The sequence below is a fragment of the Companilactobacillus paralimentarius genome (assembly GCF_963227125.1).
GTDB lineage: Bacteria > Bacillota > Bacilli > Lactobacillales > Lactobacillaceae > Companilactobacillus > Companilactobacillus paralimentarius.
Window position 1 is genome coordinate 994,806 of the sequence record NZ_OY724131.1, and the last position, 15,446, is coordinate 1,010,251.

Below are 15,446 nucleotides of genomic sequence, written 5' to 3' on the forward strand. Positions count from 1 at the left end.
AATGACAAAAGTTATATTTTTAGGAACACCAGAATTTTCTGCAACAGTTTTAAGGGGACTTCTAAAAGAAGGCTATGATGTGATTGCTGCTGTAACTCAACCAGATAAACCGGTTGGTCGAAAACAAAAATTACAAAAAAGTCCGGTAAAACTAATCGCTGAAGAAGAGAATATTAAACTCTATCAACCAGCTAAGTTACCAAAGAGTCCAGAACTAGAAGAATTGAAAGCATTGCAAGCTGATTTGATTATCACAGCGGCTTATGGCCAATTTTTACCAACTTCTTTCTTGAATTCAGCTAAAGTAGCGGCTATTAACGTTCATGGTTCCTTACTGCCTAAATATCGTGGTGGCGCTCCTATTCAGTGGTCATTGCTTAACGGTGATAAAGAAACAGGAATTACTATCATGTACATGGTTAAAGGAATGGATGCTGGAGACATCATCAGTCAAGAAAAATTACCAATTGAAAAAGACGATGATAATGGAAGTTTATTTGAAAAATTAGCAATTGTCGGTCGTGAATTATTGTTAGATACAATTCCTAAAATTTTGAGTGGCGACATCCAACCTATTCAACAGGATCCTGACAAGGTGGTTTTCTCACCAAATATTTCTAAGGACCAAGAACATATTGATTTCACACAACCAGCTGAAAAAGTCTTTAATCAAATCAGAGCACTAAGTCCTGATCCTGGTGCTTGGACGATGCTTAATGGTCAAAGAACTAAACTTTATAAGACTGAAGTCGAAGAAATTAATTCCGATTTACCTGTAGGTAGTGTTTATGACCTAGGGAAGAAACGTCTAGTTATTGTTGCCGGTGACAAACAGGGCGTTTCAATCAAGAAAATTCAACCTGCCGGTAAAAAAATTATGGATATTGCCAACTATATGAATGGTTTAGGCAAAGGTCTAGAAAAAGGACAACAAGTAATAGATGAAAAATAATCCACGTGAATTAGCAGTGATTGCTTTAACAAAGGTTTTTCAAAATAAGGCCTACTCAAATATTGAAATCAGTAATTTATTGAAAAATTCTGACTTGTCAGATGCTGATAGTCGTTTGATGACAAATATCATTTATGGTGTAATTCAAAATAAATATGTTTTGGAATATGAATTGAAGCCATATTTACAGGATAAAAAAGTTGAGTTATGGTTGGATCTTTTATTGATGAGTGCCGTATATCAATTGCACTTTTTAGATAAAATTCCAGACCATGCCGTTTTAAATGAATCAACTGAAATTGCTAAACAAAAGGCTGGTCGTGGTGCTGGTAATTTGGTCAATGCAGTTTTAAGAAATTATCAAAGACATGGTTATAAGGAATTACCTAAGAGTAATTCTGTCTATGATTTGAGTTTGCGTAACAGTGTTCCTCGTTGGTTAGTTGATCTCTTTATTGATCAGCAAGGTCTTGATAAAACTAAAGAAATCCTCAGTTCAATCAATCAACCATCACATGTTTCTATCCGTGTGAATACTAATAAAACAACAGTTAAGGATTTACAAGAAGCTTTGGATAAACAAGGTTTCGACGTTCATCCCAGCAAAATTTCCTCAGTCGGTTTAATCTGTAAGAGTGGTAATTTAGTTAATACCCAAGAATTCCGTGATGGTTTATACACTATTCAAGATGAAAGTTCAATGCTAGTTGCTCCAGCATTGGATGTTCAACCTGACAGTAAAGTACTAGACGCTTGTTCAGCTCCTGGTGGTAAGACAACCCATATTGCTAGTTATTTAAAAGATGGAGAAGTTTTTGCTCTAGATATTCACAAACATAAGACTAAGTTAGTTCGTGAAAATGGTGAAAGAATGGGTTATGGCGATCTTATTAGCACCGGAGCAGTTGATGCTCGTAAAGCTAAGGACGTTTTGAATACTAAGTTTGATCGTATTTTAGTGGATGCTCCATGTTCTGGACTTGGTTTAATTCGTAGAAAACCAGAATTAAGATTTTTCCGTAAAGAAGAAGATTTAAAGAATTTACAACGTGTTCAACTAGAAATCCTCGATAGTATGGTAGATTTACTAGAAGTTAACGGGAAATTAGTTTTCAGTACTTGTACTTTTGATGATGAAGAAAACGAACTAGTTGTAAAGAAGTTCCTCGATAAACATTTGAATTTTGATTTGATTCCAGTTAAACATGATCCTGCATTAGATGGATCAATGACTCATGGAATGCTAAAAATCTTCCCAAGTGATTACTTCACCGATGGATTCTTTATAGCAGCGTTTGTTAGAAAAAACTAGATAGGTAAGGTTGAGACTAATGAAGTATGCGTTATTAACTGATGTTGGAAAACTCAGAGAAAATAATCAGGATTACGTCAATGTTTTCAAAAATAAAAAAAATATTGTTTTTGGCATCGTAGCCGATGGTATGGGCGGTCATCGTGGCGGGGATGTCGCTTCAGATATGGCAGTTTCACATTTGGGACATAATTTTGAAGAATCCGAAGTTGATAATATTACTGAACTTCGCGAATGGATCATTAGAGAATTGAGTAAAGAAAATGACCGAATTGTTTCTGTCTCTAACCAATTTGATGATTTAAATGGTATGGGAACAACGATGGTCGGCGTTTTCTTTATCGATAAAAAAATGATGGTTGTTAATGTCGGTGATTCGCGATGCTATATTTATACAGATGATGAATTAAAACAATTGAGTGTAGATCATTCGTTGGTTCACGAACTGTTAGAGACTGGTCAGATCAGTCCTGAAGAAGCTGAAAATCATCCACAGAAAAATATCATTACTCAAACTTTGGGTGTTTCACAGACTGTTCAACCACGAGTAAAAAATTTTGATCTAGTGCCCGATTCAATTATTTTGTTGTGTACCGATGGATTAACTAATATGGTTCCTGAGAATGAAATCAAAGGTATCTTGTCTCAAGAATTAAGTTTGGAAGCCAAGTGTCATCTTTTGATTGATAAAGCTAATACCGCCGGGGGAAGAGATAATATTACCGCCTTGCTCTTTTCTACAAATGAAGACGGAGGTAAGCATTAAATGGAGAAGGGTTACCTAGTAGATGGTCGTTATGAGATTCTAGGTACACTTGGCGAAGGTGGAATGGCCAATGTTTATTTGGCTAATGACACGCTTTTAAATCGAAAGGTTGCTGTAAAAGCTTTAAGATATGATCTTCAAGATGACGAATCGGTCAAAAGAAGATTTGCTCGTGAAGCTAAGGCAACTAGTGGACTCTCCAATCCTAATATCGTAAATGTTCTAGATGTCGGAAATGATAAAGGCGTTCAATATATTGTTATAGAGTATGTTGATGGTCCGAATCTTAAGAAGTATATAAGAACACATTTCCCAATTCCATATCATGAAGTTGTCGACATTATGAAACAGATATGTATGGCCGTTTCAGATGCGCATGAGCATGGAATTATTCATCGTGATTTAAAACCGGAAAATATTTTGGTTGATGAATCTAAGGATCCAATACAAGTTAAAGTTTCTGACTTTGGAATAGCTTTGGCTTTGAGCGAACGTTCGATTACTCAAACTAATTCACTCTTGGGTTCTGTACATTACATGTCGCCAGAACAGATCAAAGGTCGTTCGGCTACAGTTTTGTCGGATATTTATGCTTTAGGGATCATTTTGTTCGAATTATTAACTAAACATGTTCCCTTCACAGGAGATACAGCAGTAACAGTCGCTCTGAAGCATTCTAAAGAAGATATGCCGGACCTGCGTAAGATTGACCCTAATATTCCGCAACCACTGGAGAACGCCGTTTTGAAAGCTACAGCTAAGGATCCGGATCAACGTTATCAATCAGTTAAAGAAATGTGCGAAGATCTGAATACTTGCTTGATGCCTGAACGTGCTGATGAACCAAAATTTATACCGACCCCAATCAATAATTTAGAAGAAACACGTGTAATGGAGCCTTTGAATAGCGTTAGTGATGATACGCCAGCTCCTAAACACCAAGCAAAAAAATTAAGTAAAAAGAAAAAAATAATCTTGTTAGCGTCGCTCGTTCCTTTGGTTTTGATTTTGTTCATTATTGCGATGGTCATCAAGAGCAATCAGGAGACGACAGTACCAGACTTGTACAATTTAACAGTTAAACAAGCAACAGTTATGTTGAAGAGCTCTAATCTTCAAGTTGGTGACTTATCTAGAGAAAATGATGATGATGTCGAAGCGGGCCACGTTATCAAATCGATTCCAGCTAAAGGGCTAAAATTAAAGAACGGTGCGCAAGTCAATTTGGTTGTAAGTTTAGGAGCCACGTACTATAAAATGCCAAAACTAGTTGGTAAACAGTATGAAGACGTTTCTGATAATCTAAAGAAACGAGGCTTTAAAGTTAAAGTTGAATACAAAGCAACGAATGATTACGTGGCCGGAACAATTCTGAAACAAAGTATTCCGAAGGGTAAAAAGGTTGTTACGAAAAACAAATCTCTAACTTTGACTTTGGCTAAAATCAAGACAGTTAAACCTAAGATGGTCAAAGTACGTGATCTTGATGGATACAATTTGAAGAGTATTCAGGATTATGCCAGTGAGACCGGATTGACTTTGAATGTTTCTTATCAATATTCAGACGACGTTGAAAGTGGCCTTTTGATTAGTCAAAATCCAGCCGCTAATAGTACAATTAATCAAGGCGGTACGTTAGCAGTTGTTATCTCTAAAGGTAAGGACCCTGACAAGTCAACAAGTACAGATAAGGATGACAGTGATAGTAATAGCAGCGATAATGATAGTAGTTCTTCATCGACAAATACCGTTACTAAGGACATCACGATTCCTTATGATACTGGTGGGAATAATAGTGTAACGATTTATATTTCTGATGCGACACATAACATTGGCACAGTCTATAAAACGATGACAATTACACAAGATACTCCCATAACATTGAGCTTTAATTTAAAAGATGGACAAACTGGATCATATGTAGTTGAACGAGATAATAAGACCGTTCTTGGCGGTTCAGTTAAATAGGTGATTTATGGAAAAAACAGGAAGAATCATAAAATCAATCAGTGGTTTTTATGATGTTTTTGATGATGAAAGCAAGGAGATAATCCGAACCAGAGCACGAGGCAACTTTCGTAAACGTAAGATCAAACCTTTGGTTGGTGATAAAGTCACTTTTGATGCAACAGGCGATTTAGGATATATCCTAGAGATCTTGCCACGTGAAAATAGTTTGGTTCGACCACCAATAGCTAATATTGATCAAGCCATTGTAGTTACTTCAGCAACGGAACCGAATTTTTCAAGTAATTTATTGGATAAGATCTTGATCAATATTGAACATAACGGTATTGAACCAGTAATTTATTTGACGAAATCAGATCTTTTAAACGATGAAAAGTATCAAACTTTAAAAGAGACTTTAGAGGGATATCATCGAGCTGGTTATTTAGTTTTTGATGACCGTGATAGTTACAATGACCAACAGGTTGGTAAATTAGAGGCAACATTTGCGGGAAAAGTTACAGTCTTTACTGGTCAATCTGGTGCTGGTAAGTCGACCTTGTTAAATCATATTGATACAGAACTAGGTTTAGCTACAGCGGCTATTTCTCAGACTTTAAATCGTGGTAAACATACAACTAGACAGGTATCATTGTTTGATATTGCGGATGGTTTGGTCGCTGATACCCCTGGATTCTCATCGATTGATTTGATGAATGTTACTCCAGAAGAATTGCCTACTTTATTCCCAGAGTTTTTGGAATATAGTTCTGAATGTCAATTTAGAGGTTGCCGTCACGTCAATGAACCAAACTGTAAGGTTAAAGAAGAATTGGCTGAAGGTAACATAATGCAGAGTCGTTACGACAATTATCTGTATTTTTTAAATGAAATTAATTCATACAAAAAAAGATATTGAGGAGTTGATTTAAATGACAGTAAAAATTGCACCTTCAATTTTGTCTGCAGATATTATGAATCTAGAACGAGATGTGAAAGTAGCTGAACAGGCTGGAGCAGATTTGTTCCATATTGATATTATGGATGGTCACTTTGTACCTAATATGTCCTTTAGTCCTAGCGTGGTTGAAGGGATGCGTCGTGTGACTGATAAGCCATTGGATGTTCATTTGATGATTGATAATCCTGATGCTTATATCAAGCCAATTGTTGATGCTGGTGCAGATACCATTCTGGTTCATGCTGAAAGTACACAACACATTTATCGTTCAATTGATTTGATCAAGAGTTTAGGTGTTAAGGCTGGGGTAGTTGTTAATCCTGGAACACCCTTGGAAACAGTTAAGGAACTTTTCCCAGTTATCGATCAAATTCTAGTTATGACAGTTAATCCTGGTTTTGGTGGTCAAAAATTCATTCCAGGTATGACTAAGAAAATTCAACGTCTAGATCAATTACGTCAAACAGCTGCCGATGATGATTTTCAAATCGAAGTCGATGGTGGAATCAATAATGAAACTATTGCTCAATGTGCCCACGCTGGTGCTGATATCTTTGTTGCCGGTTCATACCTTTATGGTCATGATGATATTAAAGATCGTGTCGATAATCTTAAATCGTTAGCAGTGAATGCTAAACAATGAAACGAGTAAATATCCTTTTGGGTGGCCCCAAATCCGAGTACCCAGATGAGTTAAGTAAGAGTATCAAGGGTATTCCAGGTCCATGGATTGGAGCAGACCGTGGTAGTTTGTATTTGTTAGAACAAGGTATCATTCCTGATATTGCTATTGGTGATTTTGATTCCATTAACAAGAAGGAACAACGTTTATTAAAAGATAATATTGCTGATTTTAAAAAGTTCCCACCTGAAAAAGATGATACCGATTCAGAATTATGTCTTTTAGCAGCTAGGGAAAAATATAATGCTCAAGAATATTATGTTTATGGTGCAACGGGTGGCCGTATCGATCATTTCTTAGTTAATTTGTTTTTACCATTTGATCCAAGATTCTTGGATTTTTACGATAAGTTGTATTACAAGTCGGCTACGAATACGATTAGATTCTGCAAACCAGGCCGCTACAAGATTTATCATGAGAACGGCATGAAATACATTGCCTTTGTCAATTTAGGCCCTGTAACGCATTTAAACATCTATGATGCTAAATACAAGTTGAAGGATTTTAATGCTGGACATCCAGTCAGCTGGGCAAGCAATGAGTTTTTAGGAGAAACTATTGATTTTGGCTTTGAAAGTGGAATTGTTGCTGTTATTCAAAGTAAAGATTAAGTTAATTATAATTATAAAAAAGAGCAGACGCTTATTGTTAGTAAGTGCCTGCTCTTTTTTTATAGTTTAAGAAATATAAATATTTCGATAATAAAAGTACTTATAGTTAAAAGATTTTATTAGAAGTGATACGATAGGGCTTGTTTTGCACTAACTAAATCAAATGTTGGAGGGGAATTATGACAGAATTTGATACTAAATTAGTTCATGGAACAACACAAAAAGATAATAATACAGGGGCCGTTAATGTACCTGTTTACAATTCATCGACTTATATTTATCCATCAGTTGATGCTAAAGTTAAATACGATTATGCCCGTTCTGGTAATCCAACTAGAAATTATTTGGAACAGCAAGTTGCAGAATTAGAAAATGGTTATCGAGGGTTCGCCTTTTCTTCAGGCTCAGCCGCTATTCATGCAGTTTTAGCAATTTTTAAACCAGGGGATCATTTAATTATTGGCAAAGAAATCTATGGCGGGACTTTTAGGATAATTAATGAATTTTTCAAGCGTTGGAATTTAGAATTTACTGCTGTTGACACTCAAAATCCTGAAGAAATTGAAGAAGCAATTAAATCAAATACTAAAGCAATTTATTTTGAAAGTTTTACCAATCCTTTATTACATGTAACAAGTGTTAAGAAGACAGCTGAAGTCGCTAAAAAACATCATCTTTTAACGATTGTCGATAATACTTTCTTATCGCCATATCTTCAAAGACCTTTGGATTTAGGAGCCGATATTGTAATTCATTCGGCCACTAAGTACTTGAGTGGACATTCAGACGTTATTGCCGGTATGGCTGTGGCCAAGGATGCAAAAATTGCTGAAAGAATTTATTTTAACCAGAATGCAATTGGTTCAACACTTTCGCCAGAAGATTCCAATTTAGTTCGTCGAGGAATTCAAACTTTGGCAGTCAGAATGGATCGCCATTTGAGTAATGCACAAAAAATTGTTGAATTTCTACAAGGTCGTTCAGAAATAGCTAAAATTTATTATCCAGGAATTGCTGGCAGTAAGGATCATGAAATAGCTCAAGCCGAAGCAGATGGTTTTGGTGGAATCGTTTCTTTTGAGTTAAAAGATGGCTTGGACTCTACCAAATTTGTTGAAGGAACTAAATTGATTCAATTGGCCGTTAGTTTAGGCGCTGTTGAAAGTTTGATTGAATTGCCATACAAGATGACACATGCTGAATTATCGCCTGAGGAGCAATTAAAAGCGGGTATCACACATCAATTAGTCAGATTGTCCGTTGGTATTGAGGATCCTAAGGATTTAATTGCAGATCTTGCCAATAGCTTGAATCAATTATAAAAAATATCGCTACGAAAATTACAAGAACAAGTTAGCCACTTGTCCAAAAAATAAATACGAAATATATCAGTGCCAGAAAAGTGCATTTCTAAACTCCACAGAAACTAGTGAATAGTTCCCGTGGAGTTTTGTAGTTCAACAACTTTCTAGGCATATCATTGAGCTTTGATTCAATAGAGGATACTAAATCTGGAGCAATAGAATCGAGTGACAGCCCTTTGGGCAAGTCACGACGAATCATTCTATTATGTGCTTCATTGGTTCCTCTTTCTGAGGAAGTATATGGATGTGCAAAATAAACATCTGAAACTCCAGACATAACAGAATCGAGATTAGCAAATTCAGGACCATTATCTGCGGTTATCGAGTTGATAATGTGACCGTAATTATGTTTGATCTCTTCCATAGCGTAATCAACAGAGTCGGCATCTCTACCGTCAATAAGTCGCATTATCTCGAATCTGGATTTACGCTCAATAAGTGTTAAGACTACGCTCTCGTGACCATTTCTCTTACCAACGATAGTATCAATTTCAAAGTCACCAAAATCTTCTCGCAAGTCAACGCTCTCAGGACGTTCCTCGATACTTCTACCCAATAGACGCTTATGTTTCTTCGAAACGTGTAGCTTGGTAGATCTATTCATTTTGTCGGTTAAGTCTATATTACGTATCTCTAAACGTTGTTCATCGATGTACTTATAAAGAGTGGTAGTTGATACCATTTCATCTTTAAAGAATAACCCATCGACACGTGATCTACCTGCGATTATATCTGGAGACCACCCCTGTTTGAACTGTTCTACAAAGTAGCTTAGGAATTGTTTAACTCGATTAAACTTAGAAGGTCGATGACACTGCTTACGCAGCGTGTCATAACGTAATTGAGCGGTATCAGGGTAATAATCATTAGAGAAATATTGTTTCCCATTAACCTTTTTAACCTGTCTTACGGTCCCTCTGCGGATCTCATTATTAATAGTTTGAGGGCAAACGCCAACGGCGTGAGCAATCTTACGATTTGAGAATCCCAAAAGGTGAAGCGAAGCTATTTCACCACGTTCAATTTCAGTTAAATGGTGTCCCTTAGGTCGTATTATGGTATCATTTTCTTGCATCAAGACGAAAAACCTCTTTCATTGTTTGTGTAGGAACTCCAATGATACCTGATTTTTTCGTCTTGGTGTTTTTATTTTGAGCTTTTATTGAAAGTGGCTAACTTGATTATAAAATTCGCCAAAAATATCGCTAAGTAATTGTTATAAAATTTAAATAATAAATAAGAACGGCTTCTATTAAGGGATTCAAGTAAAAATATATCTTGAATGCTTGATAGAGGCCGTTCTTTTGATTAAATGTTTTTTTAGTTATAGATATTTACTTATTTTTTTTAATATTTTGATGATCCTCATTAAATGGTTTTTGGTTATCAACTGAAACCTTAGAAGAATCATCGAATTTAAAATGTAATTGATCGGGCTCAGAATTAGTATTATTAACCTTAAAGTCGCCCTTAAAAATACGTAACTTTGGTTTATTGCTGGTAAAAACTAAATCTTGACCTTGAAATTTAGATCCGCTATGGACAGTCAAGTCGTTTTTATGAGGTACCTCATACGAAACCATGGTTAAGTTGCGAAAGTAAGTTTCTGAATGCTGACGTAATTTAAATTCATGAGTAACAATTGAATTTCTTAAATATGCTTTTGATTTTCTTTGAAACAAAAATTGAATCGAAGTATTATCAGCAAAGATTTGACTATTGTCGAGTGATAGACCAATTGCTTTTGTTTTCAAACCAGTTAAAATTTGTGAATTTTTGAATGAAAAAGTAGCATTTTGACCATAAACAGTATCCCAGTTGTCAGATGTTTCCCGATTTATACAGACATTATCTGCATAAACTTCCGCACCATCATAAGCTGATAAAGTATTTTCACCGTTAGCGGGAAAAGTGATGGTTAAATTTTTGAAAATAATAATATTTTTGGCACCAACGGTAAAACTACAATTTAATTTAATATTATCTTTATTAGAAGATTTACCGACAAAAGTTAAGTTTTGTCTGACTGTACAAATAAAGGGGCTCTCACTTGTAAAATAAGTACCAGGTTGCAATTCAATAATATCGCCATCCTTAGCATTTACAATAGCTTGAGCCAATTGATCATCTTTATTTTCTTGATCGCCAATGATAAATTTACTCATTTTAATAGGCCCCCTTTAGAAAGAAATTTTAGAAATTTATTATAATAGAGTAAAATAAAAAGGACCAACAATATAGATTGCTAGTCCTTTTTAAATAATTAAGTGATAATTATACACGAGTAACTTTTCCTGATTTCAATGCTCTAGCTGAAACCCATACACGTTTTGGCTTACCATCAACCATGATACGAACTTTTTGCAAGTTTGGCTTCCAAGAACGTTTTGATTGGTTAAGAGCGTGTGAACGTTTGTTACCGAACACTGTTTTACGGCCTGTAATAATATCTTTTGCCATGGGACCGACCTCCTTTGGCTACATGTTTTTCTTTAAAATATCACCTGACTAATTTACCATAACCAAGAAATGAAATCAATAGACTAATTGTGTAATAATAGAGTTTATTATAGTTTATTTCTTTAATTCGAAATGTTGCTATGATAAAATTTTAATGTTTATTATAGCTTAGGTCCAAAGAATAGGAGGATCCAGAAATGGCAGTTACAATAAAAACAAAACATGGTGAAATTGAAATTTCAACAAATACTGTTGCAACAATCGTTGGTGGAGCTGCTTCTGATATCTACGGTATTGTAGGTATGGCAAGCAAAAATCAATTGCGTGATGGTATGAACACAATCTTAAACCGTGAAGATTTTTCTAGAGGTATAGTTATTCATCAAGAAGATGGTAAACTGGCCGTTGATGTCTATATAATCGTTGGATATGGAATTAAGATATCCGAAGTAGCAAGAAATTTAAAAGAAAAAGTAAAATATAACCTAGAAACAATGCTAGGAACACCAGCCGGCACTGTTAACATCTATGTTCAAGGAATTAAAGTTCTGGATGATATTGAATAGGTAAAGCTGGTTGGAGGGGAAACTTTTGAGCAAAGAATTAATTACAAAAAAAGAATTTTCAGATATGGTGCGTGTCGCATCGCACAGACTTGAAAAAAATGCTAAGTTTGTAAATTCGTTGAATGTCTTTCCGGTTCCTGATGGCGATACCGGAACTAATATGAGTTTGACAATTCAGAGTGGTTTCAAAGCTGTTAATGAATCAGAGAGTGAGAATGTTGGTGTCCTTGGTAAAGCTCTTGCAAAGGGTCTTTTGATGGGAGCACGTGGTAATTCAGGTGTTATCACTTCACAAATTTTCCGTGGTTTTTCAAAGAGTATTGAAGATAAAGATTCTTTGACGGCTATGGATTTGGCTAAAGCTTTTGATGATGGTGTTAAAACGGCCTATAAAGCTGTTATGAAACCAGTTGAAGGAACAATCTTAACTGTGGCTAGATATGGTGCTGAGGCTGCTATGAAGAAGGTCGAAAGTACTAATGACACAATTGAAATTTTGCAAGCAGTTGTAGCAGGTGCCAAAGTTGGACTAGAGAAGACACCATCATTGCTTCCTGTACTGAAGGAAGTTGGCGTGGTTGACTCTGGTGGTCAAGGATTAGTTTTCATTTATGAGGGCTTCTTAGAAGGTCTCAGCGGTCAAGTAAGTAACGATGAAGAATATGTTCCTGATGAAAAAGATATGAGTGAAATGGTCAATGCTAGTCATCACCAATCAGCTCAAGGTCAATTCAATACAGATGATATCGAAAATGGTTACTGTACCGAGATGATGGTTGAATTAGGTGATAATCCTACATCCGATGAAAAGTTCGATAATGAAAGATTACGTAGCTATCTAGATACTATTGGTGACTCACTAATTTGTGTGTCTGATGATGAAGTAGTTAAAGTTCACGTTCACACTAATTATCCTTATAAAGTTTGGGAAGCTGGTCGCAAATACGGTTCCTTATCAAAAATTAAAATTGATAATATGAGACTTCAACATGAGACAATTGTTGAAGAAGATGAACCATTTGAAAATGCTGAAGCACCTAAGGAAGAAGCAAAACAACTTGATTATGCTGTTATTGCTGTTTCTTCAGGTGAAGGATTGGCTAAACTATTTGAAAGTTTGGGTGTAACTAATATTATTAGCGGTGGACAAACAATGAATCCATCAACCAATGATATTGTTGATGCAATTAATAAGTCCAATGCTAAACGTGCGCTTGTTTTGCCTAACAATGGAAATATTATTATGGCAGCCAAGCAAGCAGTTGATTTAGTGGATATTCCAGTGGCCATTGTTGCAACAAAGACGATTTCTCAAGGAATGACAGCAATGCTATCATTCAATCCAGAATCTGATTTGGAAGATAACAAAGAAAATATGGAAGACTCCTTAGATACCGTTAAGAGTGGACAAATTACTCAAGCTATCCGTGATACTGAAATTGATGGTCTAAAGATTACCAAAGGTCATTATATGGGAATTGTCGACGGCAAGATTTTAGTTGATGATGCTGATATTATTGCTGGTACTGAAAAAATGCTCGACAAGATGATTGATGAAGACAGTGAAGTAATTACTATCTTGGTTGGTAAAGATGGTAATACTGAAGATGCTCAAAAGGTTGCTGATTACTTGGATGACAAGTACGCCGATCTCGAAACAGAGATCCATCAAGGTGATCAACCAGTTTATCCATATTTGATTTCGGTTGAATAAAAATAAAGGAGGCAATGATGAAACGTTTGTTTTGTCATGCCTCTTTTAATTCTGTTGGAGAAAGGGGAATTTATGGATCTTAGAAAAGTATCATTGGCAACATTGCCAGGCGTAGGTCCTAAACGCTTAGAATCTTTACAATCGTTAGGAATCGAAAATGTCTATGATTTGTTGTTTTATTTTCCTTTTCGATATGAAGATATGGAAGCTAAGTCGTTAGATGAGGCCACTGATCAAGAAAAGATTCTTTTAAAAGGTGTCGTTGCTAGTGATCCTGTTGTTTTTCGTTTTGGCTACAAAAAGAATCGCTTGAATGTGCGACTCTTGGTCGAAAATGAATCGATCATGGTAACTTTCTTTAATCAGCCATGGTTAAAAGATAAATTTGAGACTGGTAGTGATGTAGCGGTTTATGGTAAATGGAATCAAAATCGACGTGCTTTGACCGGTGTTAAAGTAATTGATGTAAATAATGACGATTCGATTGATTCGGTTTATTCAGTAAATAAAAATATTCATCAAAAAACACTAATTAATTTGATAAAGTTAGCTTTTGAAAAATATCATGATCAAATTGATACAGTAGTGCCAGACTTCTTGCGAGAAAAGTATAAACTTTTGGATGATGAACAGATTGTAGCCGGGGTTCACTTTCCTAAAGATGCAGAACAGAGTGATGAAGCCAGACGTAGTGCAAAATTCCGTGAGTTTTTCTTATTCCAGTGTGGATTGCAGAGTATAAAATTAAATGACAACCAAGGGAATGTCGGAATAATCGAAGGTTACGATAAGACATTCATTGAAAAATTTATTCAAGGTTTGCCATTTACTTTAACGCCAGCACAGGATCGAGTTGTTAAAGAAATATTGAGTGATATGGATTCAGATCATCACATGAATCGTCTTTTGCAAGGGGATGTTGGATCTGGAAAAACAATTGTTTCAGTTATTGCCATGTTGGCCTCAGTGACTGCAGGATATCAAGCGGCAATCATGGCCCCAACAGAGATTTTGGCCCAACAGCATTTTGATAAGATAAGTAAATTATTGGCACCTTTAAAAATTAGAACGGCTCTGTTGACGGGCTCACAAACAAAAAAGGAACATGATTTTATTACTAGTGATATTGCTGATGGCAAAACAAATATTATCGTGGGAACCCATGCTTTAATCCAAGAGGGCGTCAACTATAAGAATTTAGGTTTGATTGTGATTGATGAGCAGCACCGTTTTGGTGTTAACCAACGAAAAGCTATGCGTCAGAAGGGTGAAAATCCGGATGTTTTGGCGATGACAGCTACTCCAATACCAAGGACTCTGGCAATTACCACTTATGGTGACATGGATGTTTCACGAATCGATCAATTACCTGCTGGACGTAAAAAAATTGAAACTTATTGGATTAGAAGTCAAAAGATTGAACAAATGTATCAGTTTGTTGACAAAGAATTGTCCACAGGCGCTCAAGTGTATGTAGTCACGCCATTGATTTCTGAATCAGAGAAGATGGACTTGAAAAATGCGGAATTGATTTATGATAAATTTACGGAGCTCTTCGGTAAGAAATATAAGATAGGATTGTTACATGGGCAAATGCCTAATGATCAAAAAGAAACAGTTATGAATGATTTTAGTGATAAAAAGATTGATGTTCTGGTTTCTACAACGGTTATTGAAGTCGGAGTCGATGTGCCAAATGCTTCGGTAATGGTTATTTATGACGCAAACCGTTTTGGTTTGTCACAGCTACATCAACTTCGTGGACGTGTTGGTCGTGGAGAAAAACAATCTTATTGCATTTTGATTGCGGATCCTAAAAATGAAACAGCTTTAGAGCGGATGAAAATCTTAACGTCCACTAATGATGGTTTTGTTCTAGCTGAAGAGGATTTGAAAATGCGTGGTGCAGGTGATATGTTAGGTAATCGTCAATCGGGTTTACCGGAATTTAAAGTTGGTAATCCTGTCAATGACATCAATATTCTTGAAGTGGCTCAAGAAGAAGCAACACGTCTCTTTGAAGATAAAAAAATGATGAACAGTCCGGAAACAAAAGTTTTAAAATCATTTATAAATGATGAATTTGACCAATTAAATAATTTTGATTAGTG

The 15,446-nt window shown here is 35.7% G+C and carries 14 protein-coding genes; 11 read left to right on the plus strand and 3 right to left on the minus strand.

Annotation, left to right across the window (positions count from 1 at the left end):
* Nucleotide 1: 1 nt before the first annotated feature.
* The 8 genes from fmt to ACI6PB_RS04730 all read left to right on the plus strand — a co-directional run bounded on the left by fmt (nt 2) and on the right by ACI6PB_RS04730 (nt 8,553).
* The gene (fmt, locus tag ACI6PB_RS04695) at nt 2-952 is read left to right on the plus strand and encodes a methionyl-tRNA formyltransferase (RefSeq protein ID WP_025085467.1); all 951 of its coding nucleotides are present in this window, start codon (nt 2-4) and stop codon (nt 950-952) included.
* Nucleotides 942-2,264, plus strand: coding sequence for a 16S rRNA (cytosine(967)-C(5))-methyltransferase RsmB (rsmB, locus tag ACI6PB_RS04700; RefSeq protein ID WP_404279983.1), 1,323 nt, complete (start codon nt 942-944; stop codon nt 2,262-2,264). The genes fmt and rsmB overlap by 11 nt, the downstream gene beginning before the upstream one ends.
* A gap of 19 nt (nt 2,265-2,283) precedes the next feature.
* Nucleotides 2,284-3,030 carry a Stp1/IreP family PP2C-type Ser/Thr phosphatase gene (locus ACI6PB_RS04705; RefSeq protein WP_025085465.1) on the plus strand — a complete coding sequence of 249 codons (747 nt, stop codon included), beginning with the start codon at nt 2,284-2,286 and terminating at the stop codon, nt 3,028-3,030.
* Nucleotides 3,031-4,998, plus strand: coding sequence for a Stk1 family PASTA domain-containing Ser/Thr kinase (gene pknB / locus ACI6PB_RS04710; RefSeq protein WP_404327814.1), 1,968 nt, complete (start codon nt 3,031-3,033; stop codon nt 4,996-4,998).
* A gap of 7 nt (nt 4,999-5,005) precedes the next feature.
* Entirely contained in the window at nt 5,006-5,896 is an 891-nt protein-coding gene (rsgA, locus tag ACI6PB_RS04715; protein WP_404327815.1) for a ribosome small subunit-dependent GTPase A, read from the plus strand.
* 13 nt (nt 5,897-5,909) lie between these two features.
* Nucleotides 5,910-6,581: a ribulose-phosphate 3-epimerase gene (rpe, locus tag ACI6PB_RS04720; RefSeq protein ID WP_025085463.1), complete on the plus strand. Its 672-nt coding sequence runs from the start codon at nt 5,910-5,912 to the stop codon at nt 6,579-6,581.
* A complete protein-coding gene (locus ACI6PB_RS04725) occupies nt 6,578-7,231 on the plus strand; it encodes a thiamine diphosphokinase (protein ID WP_025085462.1) in 654 nt (217 codons plus the stop codon). Before rpe ends, ACI6PB_RS04725 begins: the two co-directional genes overlap by 4 nt.
* A gap of 179 nt (nt 7,232-7,410) precedes the next feature.
* Entirely contained in the window at nt 7,411-8,553 is a 1,143-nt protein-coding gene (locus ACI6PB_RS04730; protein ID WP_025085693.1) for a PLP-dependent aspartate aminotransferase family protein, read from the plus strand.
* Between the two features lie 88 nt (nt 8,554-8,641).
* Here ACI6PB_RS04730 and ACI6PB_RS04735 read toward each other — a convergent pair whose 3' ends face one another.
* From ACI6PB_RS04735 to rpmB, 3 genes are all read right to left on the minus strand, one after another.
* On the minus strand, nt 8,642-9,670 hold the full coding sequence (locus ACI6PB_RS04735; protein ID WP_041501690.1) for an IS30 family transposase: 1,029 nt from the start codon (nt 9,668-9,670) through the stop codon (nt 8,642-8,644).
* 259 nt (nt 9,671-9,929) lie between these two features.
* Nucleotides 9,930-10,760 carry a hypothetical protein gene (locus ACI6PB_RS04740; RefSeq protein WP_404327816.1) on the minus strand — a complete coding sequence of 277 codons (831 nt, stop codon included), beginning with the start codon at nt 10,758-10,760 and terminating at the stop codon, nt 9,930-9,932.
* 109 nt (nt 10,761-10,869) lie between these two features.
* Nucleotides 10,870-11,055, minus strand: coding sequence for a 50S ribosomal protein L28 (gene rpmB, locus ACI6PB_RS04745; protein WP_010019437.1), 186 nt, complete (start codon nt 11,053-11,055; stop codon nt 10,870-10,872).
* Between the two features lie 197 nt (nt 11,056-11,252).
* On the opposite strand from rpmB, the gene ACI6PB_RS04750 reads away from it, so the two are divergent.
* The 3 genes from ACI6PB_RS04750 (at nt 11,253) to recG (ending at nt 15,444) form a co-directional block, all read left to right on the plus strand.
* The gene (locus ACI6PB_RS04750; RefSeq protein ID WP_025085695.1) at nt 11,253-11,621 is read left to right on the plus strand and encodes an Asp23/Gls24 family envelope stress response protein; all 369 of its coding nucleotides are present in this window, start codon (nt 11,253-11,255) and stop codon (nt 11,619-11,621) included.
* Nucleotides 11,622-11,646: 25 nt separating this feature from the next.
* The gene (locus ACI6PB_RS04755; RefSeq protein ID WP_025085696.1) at nt 11,647-13,335 is read left to right on the plus strand and encodes a DAK2 domain-containing protein; all 1,689 of its coding nucleotides are present in this window, start codon (nt 11,647-11,649) and stop codon (nt 13,333-13,335) included.
* Between the two features lie 72 nt (nt 13,336-13,407).
* Nucleotides 13,408-15,444 carry an ATP-dependent DNA helicase RecG gene (gene recG / locus ACI6PB_RS04760; protein ID WP_309511029.1) on the plus strand — a complete coding sequence of 679 codons (2,037 nt, stop codon included), beginning with the start codon at nt 13,408-13,410 and terminating at the stop codon, nt 15,442-15,444.
* Nucleotides 15,445-15,446 lie beyond the last annotated feature (2 nt).

Excerpts from the sequence above, each read along its gene's own strand:
- fmt (WP_025085467.1), top strand. The coding sequence starts at position 2 with ATGACAAAAGTTATATTTTTAGGAACACCAGAATTTTCTGCAACAGTT.
- rsmB (WP_404279983.1), top strand. The coding sequence starts at position 942 with ATGAAAAATAATCCACGTGAATTAGCAGTGATTGCTTTAACAAAGGTT.
- ACI6PB_RS04705 (WP_025085465.1), top strand. The coding sequence starts at position 2,284 with ATGAAGTATGCGTTATTAACTGATGTTGGAAAACTCAGAGAAAATAAT.
- pknB (WP_404327814.1), top strand. The coding sequence starts at position 3,031 with ATGGAGAAGGGTTACCTAGTAGATGGTCGTTATGAGATTCTAGGTACA.
- rsgA (WP_404327815.1), top strand. The coding sequence starts at position 5,006 with ATGGAAAAAACAGGAAGAATCATAAAATCAATCAGTGGTTTTTATGAT.
- rpe (WP_025085463.1), top strand. The coding sequence starts at position 5,910 with ATGACAGTAAAAATTGCACCTTCAATTTTGTCTGCAGATATTATGAAT.
- ACI6PB_RS04725 (WP_025085462.1), top strand. The coding sequence starts at position 6,578 with ATGAAACGAGTAAATATCCTTTTGGGTGGCCCCAAATCCGAGTACCCA.
- ACI6PB_RS04730 (WP_025085693.1), top strand. The coding sequence starts at position 7,411 with ATGACAGAATTTGATACTAAATTAGTTCATGGAACAACACAAAAAGAT.
- ACI6PB_RS04735 (WP_041501690.1), bottom strand. The coding sequence starts at position 9,670 with ATGCAAGAAAATGATACCATAATACGACCTAAGGGACACCATTTAACT.
- ACI6PB_RS04740 (WP_404327816.1), bottom strand. The coding sequence starts at position 10,760 with ATGAGTAAATTTATCATTGGCGATCAAGAAAATAAAGATGATCAATTG.
- rpmB (WP_010019437.1), bottom strand. The coding sequence starts at position 11,055 with ATGGCAAAAGATATTATTACAGGCCGTAAAACAGTGTTCGGTAACAAA.
- ACI6PB_RS04750 (WP_025085695.1), top strand. The coding sequence starts at position 11,253 with ATGGCAGTTACAATAAAAACAAAACATGGTGAAATTGAAATTTCAACA.
- recG (WP_309511029.1), top strand. The coding sequence starts at position 13,408 with ATGGATCTTAGAAAAGTATCATTGGCAACATTGCCAGGCGTAGGTCCT.